This window comes from Flavobacterium flavipigmentatum (assembly GCF_020911905.1).
GTDB classification, from domain to species: Bacteria; Bacteroidota; Bacteroidia; order Flavobacteriales; family Flavobacteriaceae; genus Flavobacterium; species Flavobacterium flavipigmentatum.
On sequence record NZ_CP087133.1, the window covers coordinates 670,533 to 689,568 of the forward strand.

19 protein-coding genes are annotated in these 19,036 nt (G+C 34.3%); 9 read left to right on the top strand and 10 right to left on the bottom strand.

The features are described 5' to 3' along the window. Positions 1 to 27 precede the first annotated feature (27 nt). The gene (tyrS, locus tag LNP22_RS03250) at positions 28 to 1,323 is read right to left on the bottom strand and encodes a tyrosine--tRNA ligase (protein ID WP_229975315.1); all 1,296 of its coding nucleotides are present in this window, start codon (positions 1,321 to 1,323) and stop codon (positions 28 to 30) included. Between the two features lie 225 nt (positions 1,324 to 1,548). Between tyrS and LNP22_RS03255 the strand changes: the two genes are divergently transcribed. Then, on the top strand, positions 1,549 to 2,784 hold the full coding sequence (locus LNP22_RS03255; RefSeq protein WP_229975316.1) for a PorT family protein: 1,236 nt from the start codon (positions 1,549 to 1,551) through the stop codon (positions 2,782 to 2,784). Between the two features lie 151 nt (positions 2,785 to 2,935). Then, on the top strand, positions 2,936 to 3,937 hold the full coding sequence (locus LNP22_RS03260; RefSeq protein ID WP_229975317.1) for an NAD-dependent epimerase/dehydratase family protein: 1,002 nt from the start codon (positions 2,936 to 2,938) through the stop codon (positions 3,935 to 3,937). A gap of 4 nt (positions 3,938 to 3,941) precedes the next feature. On the opposite strand, the gene LNP22_RS03265 is transcribed toward LNP22_RS03260, so the two are convergent. From LNP22_RS03265 to LNP22_RS03275, 3 genes are read right to left on the bottom strand one after another with little or no spacing between them, the layout of a single operon-like run. Further along, positions 3,942 to 4,403, bottom strand: a complete 462-nt coding sequence (locus tag LNP22_RS03265) for a DUF4296 domain-containing protein (protein WP_229975318.1) — start codon at positions 4,401 to 4,403, stop codon at positions 3,942 to 3,944. Positions 4,404 to 4,412: 9 nt separating this feature from the next. Next, positions 4,413 to 5,753 carry a dihydroorotase gene (locus LNP22_RS03270; RefSeq protein ID WP_229975319.1) on the bottom strand — a complete coding sequence of 447 codons (1,341 nt, stop codon included), beginning with the start codon at positions 5,751 to 5,753 and terminating at the stop codon, positions 4,413 to 4,415. Positions 5,754 to 5,763: 10 nt separating this feature from the next. Next, positions 5,764 to 6,489, bottom strand: a complete 726-nt coding sequence (locus tag LNP22_RS03275; RefSeq protein WP_229975320.1) for a polyprenol monophosphomannose synthase — start codon at positions 6,487 to 6,489, stop codon at positions 5,764 to 5,766. Between the two features lie 105 nt (positions 6,490 to 6,594). Between LNP22_RS03275 and LNP22_RS03280 the strand changes: the two genes are divergently transcribed. The 3 genes from LNP22_RS03280 (at position 6,595) to LNP22_RS03290 (ending at position 8,647) form a co-directional block, all read left to right on the top strand. After that, positions 6,595 to 7,269 carry a DUF4271 domain-containing protein gene (locus LNP22_RS03280; RefSeq protein WP_229975321.1) on the top strand — a complete coding sequence of 225 codons (675 nt, stop codon included), beginning with the start codon at positions 6,595 to 6,597 and terminating at the stop codon, positions 7,267 to 7,269. A gap of 14 nt (positions 7,270 to 7,283) precedes the next feature. After that, positions 7,284 to 8,033: a uroporphyrinogen-III synthase gene (locus LNP22_RS03285; protein WP_210666110.1), complete on the top strand. Its 750-nt coding sequence runs from the start codon at positions 7,284 to 7,286 to the stop codon at positions 8,031 to 8,033. Between the two features lie 143 nt (positions 8,034 to 8,176). Beyond that, on the top strand, positions 8,177 to 8,647 hold the full coding sequence (locus tag LNP22_RS03290) for an Lrp/AsnC family transcriptional regulator (RefSeq protein WP_210666111.1): 471 nt from the start codon (positions 8,177 to 8,179) through the stop codon (positions 8,645 to 8,647). 118 nt (positions 8,648 to 8,765) lie between these two features. Here the strand turns inward: LNP22_RS03290 and LNP22_RS03295 are convergent, their stop codons facing one another. From LNP22_RS03295 to LNP22_RS03315, 5 genes are all read right to left on the bottom strand, one after another. Next, positions 8,766 to 9,455: a zinc metallopeptidase gene (locus tag LNP22_RS03295; protein ID WP_210666112.1), complete on the bottom strand. Its 690-nt coding sequence runs from the start codon at positions 9,453 to 9,455 to the stop codon at positions 8,766 to 8,768. A gap of 232 nt (positions 9,456 to 9,687) precedes the next feature. Further along, positions 9,688 to 10,281: a hypothetical protein gene (locus tag LNP22_RS03300; protein WP_229975322.1), complete on the bottom strand. Its 594-nt coding sequence runs from the start codon at positions 10,279 to 10,281 to the stop codon at positions 9,688 to 9,690. After that, complete coding sequence (locus LNP22_RS03305) at positions 10,271 to 10,741, bottom strand: RNA polymerase sigma factor (protein ID WP_210666114.1); 471 nt, start codon at positions 10,739 to 10,741, stop codon at positions 10,271 to 10,273. Before LNP22_RS03305 ends, LNP22_RS03300 begins: the two co-directional genes overlap by 11 nt. Positions 10,742 to 10,746: 5 nt before the next feature. Further along, entirely contained in the window at positions 10,747 to 11,589 is an 843-nt protein-coding gene (locus LNP22_RS03310; protein WP_229975323.1) for an alpha/beta fold hydrolase, read from the bottom strand. Positions 11,590 to 11,993: 404 nt separating this feature from the next. After that, positions 11,994 to 15,017 (bottom strand): leucine--tRNA ligase, encoded by a 3,024-nt coding sequence (locus tag LNP22_RS03315; RefSeq protein WP_229975324.1) that lies wholly within the window; start codon positions 15,015 to 15,017, stop codon positions 11,994 to 11,996. Positions 15,018 to 15,179: 162 nt separating this feature from the next. Between LNP22_RS03315 and LNP22_RS03320 the strand changes: the two genes are divergently transcribed. From LNP22_RS03320 to truB, 4 genes are all read left to right on the top strand, one after another. Next, entirely contained in the window at positions 15,180 to 16,055 is an 876-nt protein-coding gene (locus tag LNP22_RS03320; RefSeq protein WP_210666117.1) for a cell division protein FtsX, read from the top strand. Between the two features lie 49 nt (positions 16,056 to 16,104). Continuing rightward, positions 16,105 to 16,347: a DUF3098 domain-containing protein gene (locus LNP22_RS03325; RefSeq protein ID WP_229975325.1), complete on the top strand. Its 243-nt coding sequence runs from the start codon at positions 16,105 to 16,107 to the stop codon at positions 16,345 to 16,347. A gap of 107 nt (positions 16,348 to 16,454) precedes the next feature. Then, positions 16,455 to 17,252, top strand: a complete 798-nt coding sequence (locus LNP22_RS03330; protein ID WP_229975326.1) for an undecaprenyl-diphosphate phosphatase — start codon at positions 16,455 to 16,457, stop codon at positions 17,250 to 17,252. Beyond that, complete coding sequence (gene truB, locus LNP22_RS03335; protein WP_229975327.1) at positions 17,252 to 17,947, top strand: tRNA pseudouridine(55) synthase TruB; 696 nt, start codon at positions 17,252 to 17,254, stop codon at positions 17,945 to 17,947. Before LNP22_RS03330 ends, truB begins: the two co-directional genes overlap by 1 nt. Before the next feature lie 380 nt (positions 17,948 to 18,327). Here the strand turns inward: truB and LNP22_RS03340 are convergent, their stop codons facing one another. Continuing rightward, a complete protein-coding gene (locus LNP22_RS03340; protein ID WP_229975328.1) occupies positions 18,328 to 18,945 on the bottom strand; it encodes a thioredoxin family protein in 618 nt (205 codons plus the stop codon). Positions 18,946 to 19,036 lie beyond the last annotated feature (91 nt).

The following is a 19,036-nucleotide window of genomic DNA, read 5'->3' on the forward strand; positions in this document are numbered from 1 at the left end:
AGGTAAACAAATTAAACGATTACACAGTTAAACAATCCTCAATACAAAATAATTTTTCTTTCCGCTTTGCAATAAAACAAACTGATTGTTGATCAAATCATTTGTTGTTAACAGAAAATCTTCTTTGATTTTTTCTCTATTTACCGAGATTGAATTTGCTGTTAAGGCGCGTCTTGCTTCTCCATTCGATTTAAAGAATCCTGTTTTTTCATTCAAAACAGTAATAATATCCATTCCGTTTTCTAAATCTTCTTTTGAGATTTCCGCTTGAGGAACACCGTCAAAAACTTCCAAGAAAGTAGTTTCGTCTAATTTTTTCAAATCTTCCGATGTTGAATTTCCAAACAAAATATTCGAAGCCTGAATTGCTTTCTCCAACTCTTCTTCAGAATGAACAAAAATCGTAATTTCTTCTGCTAATTTCTTTTGCAAAATTCTCAAATGCGGTGCTGTTTGGTGCTCTGCTATTAAAGCATCAATAGTTTCTTTATCTAAAAAAGTAAAGATTTTGATGTATTTTTCGGCATCTGCATCTGTGGTATTTACCCAAAATTGGTAGAATTTATATACTGATGTCTTATCGGCATCCAACCAAACATTTCCACCTTCAGATTTGCCGAATTTAGAACCATCTGCTTTTGTGATCAATGGAGTTGTCAAAGCAAAAGCTTTAGCGCCTTCTCCTCCCATTCTGCGCACCAATTCGGTTCCGGTTGTGATATTTCCCCACTGATCAGAACCTCCCATTTGCAAAAGGCAATTATTATTTTTGTATAAATGATAAAAATCGTATCCTTGAATCAATTGATAGGTAAACTCAGTAAAAGACATTCCTTCGCCTTCACCACTCAATCTTTTCTTAACAGAATCCTTCGCCATCATATAATTTACCGTGATGCGTTTTCCTACCTCACGAGCAAAATCTATAAAAGAGAATTCCTTCATCCAGTCGTAGTTATTCACCATGATTGGAGCGTTTTCTTCCTTTGAATTAAAATCTAAAAAACGCGACAAAACACTTTTGATTCCAGCAACATTTTTGGCCAGGGTTTCTTCGTTTAGCAAGTTTCTTTCGTCAGATTTTCCAGAAGGGTCGCCAATCATACCCGTTGCGCCACCCACCAAAGCAATCGCTTTATGACCCGTTCTATTTAAGTGAACCAATAAAATAATCTGAACCATACTACCAATATGTAGCGAATCTGCCGTTGGATCAAAACCAATATACGCCGTAGTTACTTCTTTTAGCAATTGTTCTTCTGTTCCCGGCATGCTGTCATGATATAAACCACGCCACTTTAATTCTTCAACTAGATTCTTCATTTTTTTCAAATATTTTGTGCAAATATAATTAATTCCACTAGTGTTTCAGTACTAATTACTTTTCCAAAATAGAATTCATTCTTTCAAATCAGTATGTTTTTATAAATATTCCAATCAGCAAACAACCATCATCAGAATTGTTATAAAAACTTAGTGAAAAATACGTAAAACGTAAAAAAAGTACCTATGTTTTTTTGTAGTTTCGCTACAACTAAAACCTTTAATATGAAAAGAAATTTACTATTTATTTTTTTACTCTGTTATGCCTTTGCAAACGCTCAAATATCTTTTGAGAAGGGCTATTTTATTTCTAATGATGAAATCAAAACTGAATGTTTTATAAAAAACATAGATTGGTATAATAATCCAGTCGATTTTAGTTATAAAGTTGATGCTAACGACGGCAACATCAAAATACAAACAATCGCAAATGTAAAAGAATTCGGAATCGAAAATGGCGCAACTTACAAGAGAGCAAATATAAAAGTCGACATATCAAGTAATAAATTAGAAAATCTTTCATCAATAAAAAATCCTATCTGGAGAGATGAAGTAGCGTTCTTAAAAGTATTAGTTCAAGGAAAAGCAAGTTTATATTATTATACAAATAAGGACATTTCGAGGTTTTTTTACGAAACAACCAATACGCCAATAGAGCAGCTTGTTTACAAAGAATATCTTTTCACTAATAATGAAACAGATGCCAAGTCTATAGAAGAAAACAATTATTATAAGCAACAATTATACAACAATATTAGTAATGAAAACACTAATTTGGGTGAAATAAAAAAATTGAATTACAAAACAGATCAATTAGTAAAATATTTCCTTAAATATAACAATGTCGATGCTAAAACAATCGAAAAAACTTTAACTTCAAAAAAAAGCATTTATTTGTTAAAAGTAACAGCAGGAGCAAGTTCTTCCTCTTTAACTGTAAATGGAGCAGGTGGATCTTACGGGTTTAAAGATGCCGAATATGACAATAAAATTGGTTTAAAAATTGGTCTTGAAGGAGAATACATACTGCCCTTTAATAAAAACAAATGGAGTCTCTTTATCAATTTGGTATACCAAAAATACGAAGATACTCAGGAATATGGGGTCGTTACAGGTATTAATAACGGGGTCGTATTTCAATACCCCTCAGAAGTAAAATATTCAGGTTTACAGCTACCGATTGGATTACGTCATTATTTTTTTCTAAATAATAACTCGAAAATATTTATAAATGCCGGTTATGCTCTTAACATTAATGGAAAATTTTCTTTAAAAAGTAAACCAATTAACATTGATGGAAAATCAGGCGGAAATATTCTTTACGGCATTGGTTATGATTTCAAAAGTAAAATTAACGCAGAAATAAGAGTTAATGCCAATCGCAATCTATTAAGATACTACAATGCTTTTTACACGGATTACAACACTATAGATTTAATGTTATCTTACACGCTTTTATAAAAAGATATAATTCAAAAAAAATATTTTAATGCAAGGAATACAAATTCTACCGATTTGTATTCCTTGCATTATTTTTCTCAATTATTATTTAAATTACACAATTGTAAAGTTCAATTATAAACAAATATTTCAAAAACAGTATCTTTACAACATGGTATTAGTAACAGGAGGAACAGGTTTGGTCGGTGCACATTTATTGCTTCATTTGATTGAAAATGGAGAAAAGGTTCGGGCTATTTACCGAAATGAAGCCAGTATTCAAAAAACAAAGTCGGTTTTTGAACTGTATCAAAAAGTTGATTTGTTCGCTCAAATTGATTGGCTTGAAGCCGACATCCTGGACGTTCCCTCTCTCGAAATCGCTTTTACAGACATCAAATATGTATATCACTGTGCTGCTTTGATTTCGTTTGAACCTAAAAACGAAGCTATCATTAGAAAAACCAACATCGAAGGAACAGCCAATATGGTCAATTTCTCGCTGGACAGAAAAATAAAAAAATTCTGCTTTGTAAGTTCTATTGCTGCTTTGGGTGATTTAGCTGCGCATGAAAGTCACATTACAGAAGAAACAGACTGGAATCCCGAAAAACCGCATAGCGATTACGCAATATCAAAATATGGTGCCGAAATGGAAGTTTGGCGCGGTGTTCAGGAAGGATTGGATAGTATCATTGTTAACCCAGGTGTAATTTTAGGTCCTTTGACAAAGGTCGAAATCTTTACACAAGGAAGCGCAGAAATATATCAAAAAGTAGCTAAAGGTCTTTCTTTTTACACGCTGGGAAGTACGGGTTTTATTACCATATCTGATGTGGTAAACATTACTTATGACCTCATGAAAAGCGATATCAAAAACGAGCGTTTTACTCTTATTGCAGACAATATTGTTTTTAGAGACATCCTTAATACCATAGCCGACGCACTGCAGGTAAAAAGACCAACAATACATGCAAAACCTTTTTTTATGAATTTTCTCTGGATCGGAGATAGTTTGTTTTCTACACTATTTTTTCAAAAAAGAAGTATTACTAGAGCAACTGCAAAAGCTTCTTATTCGAGAAATCAGTATTCTAATGAAAAAATAAAAACCGCTCTGGGAACGGTTTTTAATGATGTACATAACTACATAAAAAGTTTCTCGAAATCATAAACGATTATCGTAACTCCATTTTTTCCTTTGATGCGTCAGCGTTTTTTAAATCTTGCGTTTTTTTGCCGCCTTCTTTATCATCTATCTTAGTTTTACTCTTTTTTGCTGCTTTTTTGTCTTCAATTTTTACCAAAGAATCGAGCACTTTTTTCTGCTTTTCAAGTCGGGCATTTATTTCATCAAACATATCTTTATACGTCTCATAATTGGCCGCATAATATTTATTGCTTTGCGAAAATTGCACACTATCTACTTTGTATTTTCTTAAAATAAATTTTGTCGGATTGGTATCCATAGAATCCACAGACAAAGGATTTTGATATCTCACAGCCTCCAGAACCGACAAATCATACATGATATTGACCATTTTTTCTCTATCTAAAAGCCCTTTTGGTTCCTTGACAAGTTCTTTTTTACAACTTACAGCGAGAAACAAAACCAAGAATATCAAAACTAATTTCTTCATTGTACTTTTTTATCTGTCAAACAATAGTCTTTTCCCGGCGCGAATATCTTTAACTTTAGAATTAGTATACACCAATTCGCCATTTACGAAAGTATGCGTAATTCTTGATTTAAAAGCAAAACCTTCAAACGGAGACCAGCCACATTTAGATAGAATATTATCTGGATTTACACTCCACGGCAAACTTGGATTAACTATGACCAAATCAGCAAAATAACCTTCTTTTATAAAACCTCTTTTTTCAATTTTGAAAATTTTAGCCGGATTGTGGCACATTTTTTCCACGATTTTCTCAATCGAAATTTTACCCTGATGGTGCGCTTCAAACATTGCCACGACAGCATGTTGCACTAATGGGCCACCCGAAGGAGCTTTTAAGTACGGTTGTTTTTTTTCTTCTTTGGTATGCGGAGCATGATCGGTTGCAATTACATCAATGCGGCCATCGTTAAGCGCTTTCCAGAGTTCTTTTCTGTCTTCAGCTGTTTTTACAGCGGGATTCCATTTTATAAAATTGCCTTTTGTTTTGTAATCTTCATCCGTAAACCAAAGATGATGTATACAAACCTCAGCCGTAATTTTTTTATCTTCTAATGGAATTTTGTTCGTAAACAACTCCATTTCTTTTGCTGTCGAAAGATGAAAAATATGCAAACGTGCACCGGTTTTTTTAGCTAAAGCTACAGCCTTAGAAGACGAAATATAACATGCCTCTGTACTTCTGATTAAATGATGCGCCGTTACCGGAACATCGTCACCATATTGCTCTTTGTATCGCAAAAGATTATTTTGAATGGTGGTTTCGTCTTCGCAATGCACCGCAATTAGCAGTGGCGTGCTCGAAAATATTTTTTCTAAAGTCGCTTCGTTATCTACCAGCATATTTCCGGTAGAAGAACCCAAGAAAATCTTGACTCCAGCAACATTTCTCGGATTGGTTTTAAGAACTTCTTCTAAATTATCGTTTGTAGCGCCCATCATAAACGAATAATTCGCAAATGACTTAACCGCAGCAATTTGGTATTTTTCTTCAAGAATCTCCTGAGTTATAGCATTAGGAACCGTGTTAGGTTGCTCAATAAACGAAGTGATTCCGCCCGCTACAGCTGCTCTCGATTCTGACTCGATATCACCTTTGTGCGTTAGTCCGGGCTCTCTAAAATGCACCTGATCGTCAATCGCACCGGGCATCAAATAATTTCCTTCGGCATCAATTACGATACAATCAGAGGTTTTAAGGCTGATACTGTCTGCAACCTCAACAATTAAGTCGTTTTCTATCAACACATCGCCTTCGAAAATGGAGCCTTCGTTGACAATCTTAGCATTTTTAATTAAAATCCTATTCATCGATTTGAGTTTATAATGTATTGAATAATTTTTTTAATCGAAGTGCAATTACACCTAAAATCGCTTCTTTGATAATGGCATTGCTCATTTTTGAAACTCCTTTGGTTCTGTCGGTAAAAATGATCGGAACCTCGCTAATCTCAAATTTAGCACAATACGTTCTGTATTTCATCTCAATCTGAAACGCATAGCCCACAAATTTTATTTTGTTCAGATTTATTTTTTCGAGAACTTCTCTTCTGTAACATACAAAACCGGCTGTGGCATCGTGAATTTTCATTCCGGTTATAAATTTTACATAAACCGAAGCAAAATAAGACATCAAAACACGGCTCAAAGGCCAGTTTACCACATTTACACCCTTTACATAACGTGAACCTATAGACATATCTGCCCCGCCAAAATGACAAGCATCATATAATTTTTCTAAGTCATTTGGATTGTGCGAAAAATCGGCATCCATCTCAAATATAAAATCATAATTGCGGTCCAAAGCCCATTTAAAACCATGTACGTAAGCAGTTCCAAGACCTGATTTTTTGGCTCTTTTTTCTAAAAATAACCTATTCGGAAATTCTTCCATTAATGCGACTACTTTATTGGCAGTAAAATCTGGAGAATTATCATCAATTATCAAAAGATGAAAAGGTTTATGTTGTGAAAGTACTGCTCTAACAATGCTTTCAATATTTTCGATTTCGTTGTAAGTGGGAATTATAACAATAGAATCATTCATTTTTCTGAGTAATTTCAACGCAAAAGTAAACTTTTTATGCCATTTGATTCATAATAAATTTATAATAAAAATATTCAAACAAAAAATTACTAATTTTGTATCGTTATGATTGAACAACTTCATCCTAGATTACTAGAAAACAAAGACTGGGCGACAATTTTGTTTGTGGTGGCCTTTGCCCTTGTGGCGATTACTAAATCTTCTTACGAGAGCAGGTTTAGCGAGTTTAGCAAACTTATTTTTTCAGATAAATATTCAAAAATTTATCGTGACACCAGCCACTTAAAAAGCAGTTTTACGATTGGTTTATTTATGGTGCAAATTATTTCGTATGCGTTTTTTATTCAGCTAACGATGAGCATTTTTGAATTTAATAATGCGTCAAAAACAGATTGGGTTTTATTCATTCAGATCGCAAACGTGTTGCTCTATTTTATACTTGCCAAATATTTAATAGAAAAAATAGTAGCAAATTCTTTCAATATTGATGAATTTGTAGAACTTTTCAACCTCCAAAAAGTAACATACAGAACGTATATTGGCATTTTAATACTCCCTATTAATGCTATTTTGTTCTATTATGACAACATCCCAAAAAGCGTCCCGCTAGTAATAATAGGGGTTTCGCTATGTCTAAGTCTTTACTCTTACTTTATTTCAATAAAAACCTATCAAAATGCAATATTCAGTAAGTTATTTTATTTTATTTTGTATCTTTGCGCACTTGAAATAGCACCTTATTATTTCATGTATTATTGGATTACAAAAGTGGGTGCTTAGAAAATATTTATAACATGAAAGTGAAAACAATTTTGGTGTCACAGCCTGAACCTAAAGTGGAAAATTCCCCTTACTTTGAGCTCCAACAAAAACACAAAATAAAAATTGATTTCAGATCTTTTATTCACGTGGAAGGGGTTAACGCTAAAGAGATTCGACTGCAAAAAATCGATCTTAATCATTACACTGCTATTATTTTGACGAGCCGAAATGCTGTTGATCATTTTTTTAGAGTAGCAGAAGAAATGCGATACAAAGTCCCTGAAGGATTGAAATATTTTTGTCAGTCTGAAGCAGTTGCTTTTTACCTGCAAAAATATGTAGTGTACAGAAAACGTAAAATATATGTGGGCGCAAAAGATTTTGCAGATTTATCGCCACTTATAAAAAAATACAAAGACGAAAAATTCCTTTTACCAGCTTCTGATCAATTAAATGCTGATGCACCTATCACTTTAAATAATTTAAAAGTAGACTGGACACAAGCTGTATTTTACAAAACAGTAATGAGCGATTTGTCTGATTTGGCCGATGTTTACTATGATGTTTTAGCATTTTTTAGTCCAACCGGAATTAAATCATTGTTTAAAAACTTTCCAGATTTTAAACAAAATGATACTAGAATTGCAGTATTTGGAAGCACAACTCAAAAAGAAGCTCTTGATTATGGTCTGAGAATTGACATTCTTGCTCCAACTCCTGAAACCCCGTCTATGACGATGGCTTTGGAGAAATACATTAGCGAAGCCAACAAAGGAAAATAATTCTTTAGAAAAAAAACAATTTAAAAAATTCCAAATTCCAATTCATAACGTTGGGATTTGGAATTCTTTTTTTTAAATCATTTTGATTATATTTGATTTCTAATTTAAACTAATTCACTAAAATTAGTTTTAAATCGAAAGCTATGAAAATCAATTCTCTTTTAATTGAAATTGACGGTATCGACAAAGAAATTCTCCGTTATCTCATGGAAGATGCCAGAAAACCAATTTTGCAGATTGCCAACAAAATAGGCATTTCGGGGGCTGCGATACATCAGCGCTTAAAAAAACTGGAAACCACGGGCGTAATTTCGGGTTCAAAATTTATCATAAATCCAAAAGTACTCGGTTACAACACCATGGCATTTGTTGGCGTTTATCTGGACAAAGCTTCTCGAAATTCGGAAGCCGTAAAAGATCTGAAAAAAATTCCCGAAGTTTTAGAATGCCATTACACCACAGGAAACTGGTCGGTTTTGATAAAAATAATCTGCCGTGACAACGAACATCTAATGCAACTTTTAAACACCAAAATACAAGCCATAGAAGGTGTTTCCAGAACCGAGACGTTTATTTCACTGGATCAACAAATTGACAGGCAGATTCAATTATAAATTAGATAATGTGATAATTTGATGATAAATGTGATAACTTGAAACTAAATACAAAACCCGACAAGCATTAAATACCTGTCGGGTTTCGAATAAATTATCTCATTGACTAATTAAAAAATTAATCCCTCCTGCTGCTGCCCGAGTAAATCGAGATATAGTACAACAACGTTGCGATAGAACCAATTGCAGCCACCACATAGGTTCTGGCAGCCCATTTTAAAGCATCTTTCGCACCCGACTGTTCTTCTTGAGTCAGCATGTGTTTGTTTTCTAGCCATGCTAAAGCACGATTACTGGCATCATATTCTACAGGCAGTGTAATGATAGAAAACAAAGTCGTTGCAGCAAAAATAATGATTCCTATTAATAATAATTGAGGAAAAGTTCTAATCATCAAGATTCCTGCAAGCAAAATCCATTGCATATAGGTAGAAGCCACACTTACGATCGGCACCAGTTTCGAACGCATTGTAAGCCATTCATAACCTATTGAGTGTTGCACGGCGTGTCCGCATTCGTGAGCCGCAACTGCTGCTGCTGCCGCACTGCGATGGTTGTAAACTGCCTCGCTTAAATTTACCGTTTTATCTGTCGGATTGTAATGATCCGTAAGCTGTCCCGGAGTAGAAATCACGCGCACATCGGTAATACCGTTATCCGCCAACATTTTCTCGGCGATTTCGGCACCACTCATATTATTTTGCAAATGCAATTTCGAGTACAATTCGAATTTGCTTTTTAGTTTTGAACTTACCATCCAGCTCACCAACATGATCAGCCCGGCCAGAATTAAATATCCACTTCCCATTTTTATATCTTTTTAAAGTTTATTTTTTTAACCGTCTCTATAATGATCAACAATTTACGAACCATTTTTGTAAAATGCCAAAATGACATCTAATTTTAGATTTTAATTATGATTGGCCTTTTCTAAAAAAAACAAACTTTTACCTGAATATTTATATTTCGCCTAGAATTTCATGAACTTTTACGAATGGAAATAATGAAAATTAATATAATTCACATCAAAAAAATAATTATTAATTTGACGCTAATTGCTCATTTACAGCTTCAAATTTAGCGATCAATCCATCTATTTTTTGTTCTTGCTTTTTAATTTGTTTTGGACGAATGTAAAACCAATTGAAAGCAAACCAAAGCAATGTAATTCCATAGGTAAAAATCGCCCAGAAAGCTGTCATTCGCACCGCGTATTCGTACATATACAAGCCAATCCCAATCGTTAACATTATAAAATACAAATTCATCATCGTAGATTGCAAAAAGTGTTGTTTCTTTTTTATTTCGATCAATTTCAGTAAATACTCCTGATTGCTTTTGTCACTATCGATCGTTTTAAAAGAGCTTAACAATTTACTATAAACAGACAAATAAATAATCATCGATAATATTGTGACTACAATTCCTATTTTGGTCGAAATAAACTGCGGCTGGTAATAATACCAAACCAGACCAATAAACACACTTGTGGCGATAAGCAACACATTGGTAATCCAAAACGATTTCAAGCCCGCTTTCTTAAATTGTCTTATTTTCAAAAGCAATTCTTCTATATTGGGTTGATTTACTTTTTGTTTTTTCCATAAATCTTTAAAATCTATATTATTGTCCATTTTCTTTAAATTTTTGAGTCAATTTTTCCTTTATTCTATGAATTTTTACTCGTGTATTGGCTTCTGAAAGCCCAACGATTTTTGCAATTTCTGCCTGCTTTACATCTTCCAGTTCCAGCGAAATTATGATACGATCTGTTTCCGGTAACTCTGCAATGCATTGGTACAAAAACTGAATTTGCGGTTCGAATGATTGTTGCTTTTCTTCCATTATATTCATCGACAACTCAGATTTCGGGAAGCGTTTTTCTTTTTCTATTTGTCGCAAACAATTATTAGAAGCAATTCTAAAAATCCAGGTTCCAATACTCGACTCGTTTCTAAAAGTGTCTAATTTTTGCCAAACAATTATAAAAGTCTCCTGAGCCAAATCCTGCGCAACATCATAATCGTTAACAAAACCCATGCAGAGTCTGAATATTCTATCCCAATAGGTTTTATAGATATTTTCAAATTCCATTATTCTTATTTTATAAAATTGTTTAATTGTTCCAAATACCATGTTGGGTCATCGTACATAATAAAATGCAACCCTTTATTGGCATATTGAAGATTCGCCGTTTTTAGGTTTTTATATTGCGCTTCGATAGCAGGTTTTAAATTTACGAAATAGGCTTCCAATAAGATTAAAGTCGGGCATTTTATAGTGGCTATTTTTTCTCTCAAATCGGTATTCGAAAAATCGCAATACATTTCGGCAAACGTTTTTCTGTCTGATTTTACACTCCATTCGATGATCAAATCCTTTTTTGAAGCATTTTCAACTAATCTCGGAATACTCATTTTTTGCATATCATAAAACTGGCTGTCAGTCATTGCCGTGATTTGATTTACCATCGGCGAACAGTCGTTATTTTCTTTTGATTGAAAAGAAGGATTCATCAAGGCCGACAAACTTGGCAGTGCATCTACTACGACAATTTTACCAATTAGTTCCGGATAATCAGCAGCAATTGCAAGTGCTAATACGCCACCCATACTGTGACCGATCAAGATTGGTTTTTCTATTTTATTGTTTTTAACATAGTTGGCAATTTCTGTTTCCCAATGTTCGAAAGTAACATTCGGCTGTGGTTTTACACCTGCAAAACCCGCCATTGTAAGGGCATAACAGGTAAAATCTTTCTCAAAATTGGCTTTGATTTCGTTCCAGACATCAGCTGAAGAAGCAAATCCGGGAATAAATAAAATGGCTTGTTTTCCTTTTCCGGTTTTAAGAACTTCAAACGGATACGATTTTGTTTGTGCTGCAACATTCATACACAATACTGAAAACATAAGGGCGGCAATCAAAATATACTTTTTCATTTTTAATAGTTTTAAGTTGTTAATTAATCGGATCCGCCTTTTGGATACGAGAACTATTAAAATGTTACAATGGAAATTAAAATTTTAATATAAAAATTCCAAATTACAATTTGAGAATCGTTTTTTTGCCACAAATTATTCAAATTTCCACCAATTCAATTCGTACAATTCTTGGTAAAAAATTAATGTTGGAACCGAAATTCTGACGTGCTTTGCGTGCGGAGATTTCTCTTTGGTCGGAAATATCAAGTTTAGGAACTTCGTTCGTTGCTCTTTGAATGTGATTGCTTCGTTCCTCGCAAAGACTTTGCGTGTATGTTTTTGTCAAAAACAAAAAAAAATCCAAACCCCAATCGTGAAATTGGAATTTGGAATTTATAAAATATTGGAATTTAAAAATCTGATTAACCCACCAAATTGATAATCTTCCCGGGAACGATAATCACTTTATTTGGAGTTTTTCCATCCAATTGTTTTAAAGTTCTTTCATCTTTCATGATGATTTCCTCAATTTGTTCCTTGGTTAAATCCAAAGGCAATTCGATGGTGAAACGCATTTTTCCGTTGAAAGAAACCGGGTATTCTTTATTGGTCTCCACTAAATGTTTTTCCTCAAAAACTGGAAAAGGAACTTCAGAAATTGAAGTTGTATTTCCTAACTGTGACCATAATTCTTCTGCAATATGTGGCGCATAAGGCGAAACCAAAATCGCTAAAGGTTCTAAGATTGCTCTTGAATGACAGTTTTGAGTTGACAATTCGTTCACACAAATCATAAACTGAGAAACCGAAGTATTAAAAGAGAAACTCTCAATATCTTCCGCCACTTTTTTGATGGTTTTGTGCAATGATTTTAAGTTGTCTTTGGTTGGTTCGTCGTTGTTTACGATTAAACCGTTATCATCAAAATACAAACGCCATAATTTTTTAAGAAAACCAAAAACTCCCGAAATTCCAGCGGTATTCCAAGGTTTTGCCTGCTCTAACGGTCCTAAAAACATTTCATACAAACGCAATGTATCAGCTCCATATTCTTCACAAATATCATCTGGCGTAACTACATTGTATTTTGATTTCGACATTTTTTCGACTTCGCGTAGAACTTTAAATTCACCTTTTTGATTAGGAATAAATAGTGCGTTTTTGAATTCTATTCTCCAATCTTTTAATTTACCTAAATCAACATCGGTTTCATTTTTTAATAATGAAATATCAATATGAATATATCTAAATTTTATTTGAGATATTTCATCATTTGACAATCCTTTATCTTGGTAAAATTTATCTTTAATGTCAAAATGATTTGATTCAACATCTGTTAAATTTAATAAATCTTTTGATAAATATATTGGTTCTATATTAATTGATTCATGATATGATTGTAATACAAAAGCACTCATTCCCAAAATCATTCCCTGATTGATCAGTTTTTTGAAGGGCTCTTCGGTTGGGGCAAAACCTTTGTCTTTTAAGAATTTGTTCCAAAAACGAGAATACAACAAGTGACCAGTTGCATGTTCGCTTCCTCCAATATACAAATCAACGCTCTCCCAATACGCCAAAGCTTCCTTGCTTGCAAATTCGGTTTCGTTGTGCGCATCCATATAACGCATCCAATACCAGGAACTTCCCGCCCAACCTGGCATCGTGTTCAATTCTAAAGGAAAAATCGTGGCATGATCTATCAACTCAGTACTGACAACTGAACACTTAACACTGTCCCAAGCCCAAACTGCGGCGTTTCCTAACGGAGGCAAACCGTCTTCTGTTGGTAAATATTTCTCTACTTCTGGCAAAATGATTGGTAAATGTTGCGCATCAATCATTTTCGGTAATCCGTTTACATAATACACCGGAAAAGGTTCTCCCCAATAACGCTGGCGGGAAAAAACAGCATCACGCAAACGGTAATTTGTTTTGCCTTTTCCTTGCCCTATTTTTTCTAATTCTTCAATAACTTTATAAGTTCCTTTTTTGTAATTCAATCCGTTTAAGAAATCAGAATCTACTAATTGAAAGCCTTCTTTGGCTCCAAAAGCAGCTTCAGAAATATCTTTATCAAAAATATTCTTGATGGCTGGCATTCCATTTTGACCTTTAAAGAAATTCGCAAAAGCATAATCTCTCTCATCGCCGCACGGAACGGCCATTACAGCACCTGTTCCGTAACCCGCCAAAACATAATCACCGATCCAAACCGGAATCGGTTCTTTGGTAAAAGGATGTTCGGCGTACGCTCCCGTAAACACACCCGAAATGGTTTTTACATCGGCCATACGCTCGCGTTCTGAACGTTTTGCTGTTTTTTCGATATACGCTTCAACCGCTGCTTTTTGTTCTGGAGTTGTAATTTTGGCTACCAAATCATGTTCTGGTGCCAAAGTCATAAACGTCACTCCGAAGATGGTATCGGGGCGAGTGGTGAAAACCTCTATAAAATTTGTTTCACGTTTAAAGTTTAAAGTTGCCTCACTTTGTGCAACGTCCTGAGACTTGAAACTTGAAACTTGAAACTTTACAAGCGCACCAACACTTTTCCCAATCCAGTTTCTTTGTGATTCTTTTATAGACTCACTCCAGTCGATATCGTTTAGACCTTGAAGCAAGCGTTCGGCATAAGCAGAAATTCGCATACTCCATTGTGTCATTTTTTTTCTGATAACAGGATAGCCTCCACGCTCTGAAACGCCGTTTACGATTTCGTCATTTGCCAAAACTGTTCCTAAACCAAGACACCAGTTTACTTCGGTTTCAGCCAAATAGGTCAACCTGTATTGCAAAAGAATTTTTTCTTGCTCGTCTTTTGAAAACGCGTTCCATTCGCTTGACGAAAAAGAAACAATAGCATCATCGCAAACCGCATTTACATTGGCATTTCCTTCTTTTTCGAAGATAGAAACTAAGGTTGAAATATCTTCGGCTTTGTCTGCATTTTTATTGTACCAAGAATTAAATAATTGAATAAAAATCCATTGCGTATGTTTGTAATAATCCGGATTTGAAGTACGTACTTCGCGGCTCCAATCAAAAGAAAAACCAATTTTGTCCAATTGTTTTCGGTAACCAGCGATTTGTTTGCCTTCTTTATCAACTCCTCCATCAATATTTACACGGGTTGTATCTTCGGGACGCTGTCCGGTCTGAATAGCGTATTGTTCCGCAGGCAAACCAAAACTGTCGTAACCCATTGGGTGCAACACATTGAATCCCTGATGTCTTTTGAAACGAGAATACACATCTGAAGCAATATATCCCAGCGGATGCCCAACGTGTAAACCCGCACCAGACGGATAAGGAAACATGTCTAAGACATAATGTTTAGGTTTGGCTTCGCCTCGGGTTTCAGAATTATTTTTTGCAGCAAAAGTTTGGTTTTCAGCCCAATATTTTTGCCATTTCGCTTCGATTTCGTTCGGATTGTATTTCATTATAAAAAGGTTCAAAGTTGCAAAGTGACAAAGATTCTACGATTTCGCCACCGAATTAAGTCCGCAAATTTACATTTATTGTACGAAAGTTGAAAGTTTGGCCGTTATTAACTTCAAATAAAGAAATTGTTTATTATTTTTACCACCAAATTAAAGCAAACTATGAGTTCTAACTTCGATAAATTTCAAAAACGCAGGTTAATTTCCTCTTATTTTTCGGTTGTATTAAGTGTTTTTCTGGTATTGTTCCTTTTGGGCGTACTTGGATTATTCATTATCAATTCTAAAAAATTGGCCAATGATTTTAAAGAAAAAATTGCGATGACGGTTTTCTTTAAAAATGAGGCAAATGATAGTGTAATAAAGGCATTCAATACCGAATTAAAAAGGGCTCCGTTTGCAAAATCATACGTTTATGTTACCAAAGAGCAGGCTGCCAAAGAACATACTGATATTATTGGCGAAGATTTCCTAACTTTTTTAGGAGAAAACCCATTGTTAAACTCTTTTGACATTCACTTAAAAGCAGATTATGTAGAAAGAGACAGCATTCTAAAAATAGAAAGCCGTTTGCATAAAAACGCCATGATTTCTGATATTGTTTACGACAAACAATTGGTCAATCTGGTAAACGACAACATCAAAAAAGTCAGTATGTGGATTTTGATCGTGAGTGGATTTCTTGCCGTAATTGCTGTTTTATTGATCAATAGTTCATTGCGTTTGTCGATACATTCGAACCGTTTTATTATCAAAACCATGCAAATGGTGGGCGCAACAAAAGCTTTTATTCGTAAACCATTTGTAATGCGAAGCGTAAAACTAGGAATGTTAGGTGCCGGATTAGCGATTATTGCGTTGATTGCGCTATTACTTTACGTAGAAACTAATTTTCCAGGATTAGGAATTTTAGAAGACAAAATTTTAATTGGTATCGTATTATTGGCAGTATTTGGGCTTGGCATTTTGATCACTTGGGTGAGTACGCACTTTGCAACACAACGTTTCTTAAATTTAAGAACAGACGACCTTTACTAATTTTAGATTATTGACTTTAGATTTTAGATTTTAAAAAACTTTATCATAAATGAAAAATAATATAGAAACACCAAAACAAGAATTTCTTTTTGACACTATCAATTATAAAATTCTTTTGGTTGGAATTGCCGTGATTGCGTTAGGTTTTATACTAATGTCGGGTGGAGGAAGTGATAACCCTAATGTTTTTAACGAAGAAGTTTTTAATTTTAGACGCATCCGATTGGCTCCAACTACCGTTTTGATTGGTTTTGGAATCACCATTTATTCTATTTTTAAAAAATCAAAATAAATAGATCTTCAAGATCTTGATTGGATAAGTCTTCGACTTTGCTAAAGCTGACACATCCTGAATCTAAAATCTATCCTGAAAACGATCGGGGCTAAAATTTAACTTTAATGAATACCTTACAAGCTATCGTTCTTGCCATTATTGAAGGAATTACAGAGTTTTTACCTGTATCTTCAACAGGGCACATGATTATTGCCTCTTCTTTTTTTGGAATTGCCCACGAAGATTTTACCAAACTTTTTACGATTGTTATTCAGCTTGGAGCCATACTTTCGGTAGTGGTTTTGTATTTTAAACGTTTTTTTCAAACACTTGATTTTTACTTTAAACTTTTAGTCGCTTTTATTCCTGCCGTCGTTTTAGGATTGCTTTTGAGTGATTTTATTGATGGATTATTAGAAAATCCTGTTACCGTTGCCGTTTCACTTTTAGTAGGAGGAATTATTTTATTGAAAGTAGACGAATGGTTTAACAACCCCAATACAACCGAATCTTCTCAGGAAATTAGTTATTTACAGGCTTTCAAAATTGGATTATTTCAATGTATCGCTATGATTCCGGGAGTTTCAAGAAGTGGTGCCAGTATTGTGGGCGGAATGTCTCAAAAACTAAGCAGAACAACAGCAGCAGAATTTTCATTCTTTCTGGCGGTTCCCACTATGTTAGGCGCGACAGCAAAAAAATGTTATGATTACTACAAAGCGGGTTTTGAGTTGTCTCAAGATCAGGTAAACTTATTAGTAATCGGAAATGTCGTCGCATTTATTGTAGCCCTTTTAGCCATCAAAACCTTCATCGGATTTTTGACTAAAAATGGCTTTAAAGTTTTTGGTTATTACCGAATTATCGCCGGAATCGTCTTATTGCTGATTCACTTTTTTATTCATCCCCTTACGATCATATAATGACACCTGAAGAATATCTTGACGGACAAATTTTATTGATAGACAAACCTTTAAAATGGAGTTCGTTTCAAGCTGTCAATAAATTAAAATATTTACTGATTAACAAAGTCGGACTTCCCAAAAAATTCAAAATTGGTCATGCCGGAACTTTAGATCCTTTAGCCACCGGACTATTGTTGATCTGTACGGGAAAATTTACCAAAAGAATTACCGAATTGCAAGGCCAGGCCAAAGAATATACTGGAACTTTTTACATCGGTGCCACTACTCCATCTTATGATTTAGAAACCGAAATTGATGCGACTTTTCCAACCTCTCACATTGATGAAGCATTAATTCGTGAAACGGTAAAACGATTTTTAGGCGAAATTGATCAAAAACCGCCTATTTTCTCTGCCATAAAAAAAGATGGCGTTCGCTTGTACGAACATGCACGCGCAGGAGAAACGATCGAAATTGCAAGCCGAAAAACAACGATACACGAATTTGAAATTACGAGAATTGCACTGCCGGAAATCGATTTCAGAGTTGTGTGCAGCAAAGGAACTTATATTCGCTCGCTCGCTTTTGATTTTGGAAAAGCAATGAATTCAGGATCACACTTAACAGTCTTGCGTCGCACAAAAATTGGTGATTACGACGTAAAAGACGCTATCGATGTTACTTTGTTTGAGGAAAGTCTCAAACTGCAATAAAATAAAGAAGCACATTACCCATCCTGAATGAGAGCAATGTGCTAACTCGTGGCTTAAAAAGTATCGCTACTATTTGATACTTTTTTTTGGAGCTAGTAGTGAGATATTCTCTTTCCTCCAAACAAAAATCTTGAAAAAAAATCGTAAAAATTTTCAAATAACCTTTTCATAATAGTGCGTTTTAATAGTTAGACATTAAATAGACACCAATAAAAATAGTAAATCAAAAATATGAATAATAGATACGGGCTGGCTCGACTAAAGTACAACATTTTACTTTAGAAGCAAATATTTTAAGATTTTTTTAAACATATATACTTAAAAAACAACATATTACCCGATTAAATACAATTTTTAACGATTAAATGCAAAACAAAAAATTACAATCTATTGTACTTGATATTTTCCATAATGTCGATTAATTCGTTCTGAACCGAAATTCCTTTATCCTGCAAATACCACAGCTGCAAATCGGTTTTAATTTTCTCATCAATACCGCCAAATTCTTTTTTATAGTTTGCGATCAATTCTGCAGCTCCTTTGGGTCTTGGCCCCCAATCTGCACGAACGATTCCTGCTTCTTTACAAATCACAATTACTTTGGGTATTGCTCTTCCTCCGTTGGTTAGATAATGACTCATTAAATCGTCATTTTCATCGCGTAACGCAATCCTAAGATCAATTGTTTTATGAGATGCTGTGGCCATTTTATTCAGAATAGGTAAAATCTGTGCCGCATCTCCGCACCAACCTTCAGAAAGTACCAACCATATATAATGATGATCTAAATTTTGAAGTTTTGCAATCACATCTTCAGTGATAGTGATGGTTTTCTCGAGACGATTCATTCGAACTTCATTCAAACTCGTATAATGCGTCAAGCTCTCAGACTGTTCAGCGCCTGTTGATTTTCCTTCGGATAATAAATCGGTCACTAATTTTCGATATTCGGCATAAGAATGACTGTTGAATAATGCTTTGGCTACAATACTTTTCATAAATTTTAGTTTTTGATACTATAAAAATAAGAATTTAAAAAAGACAAGAGGATGATTTTTATCATCTTATGTGGTATTTTATATTTAAAAA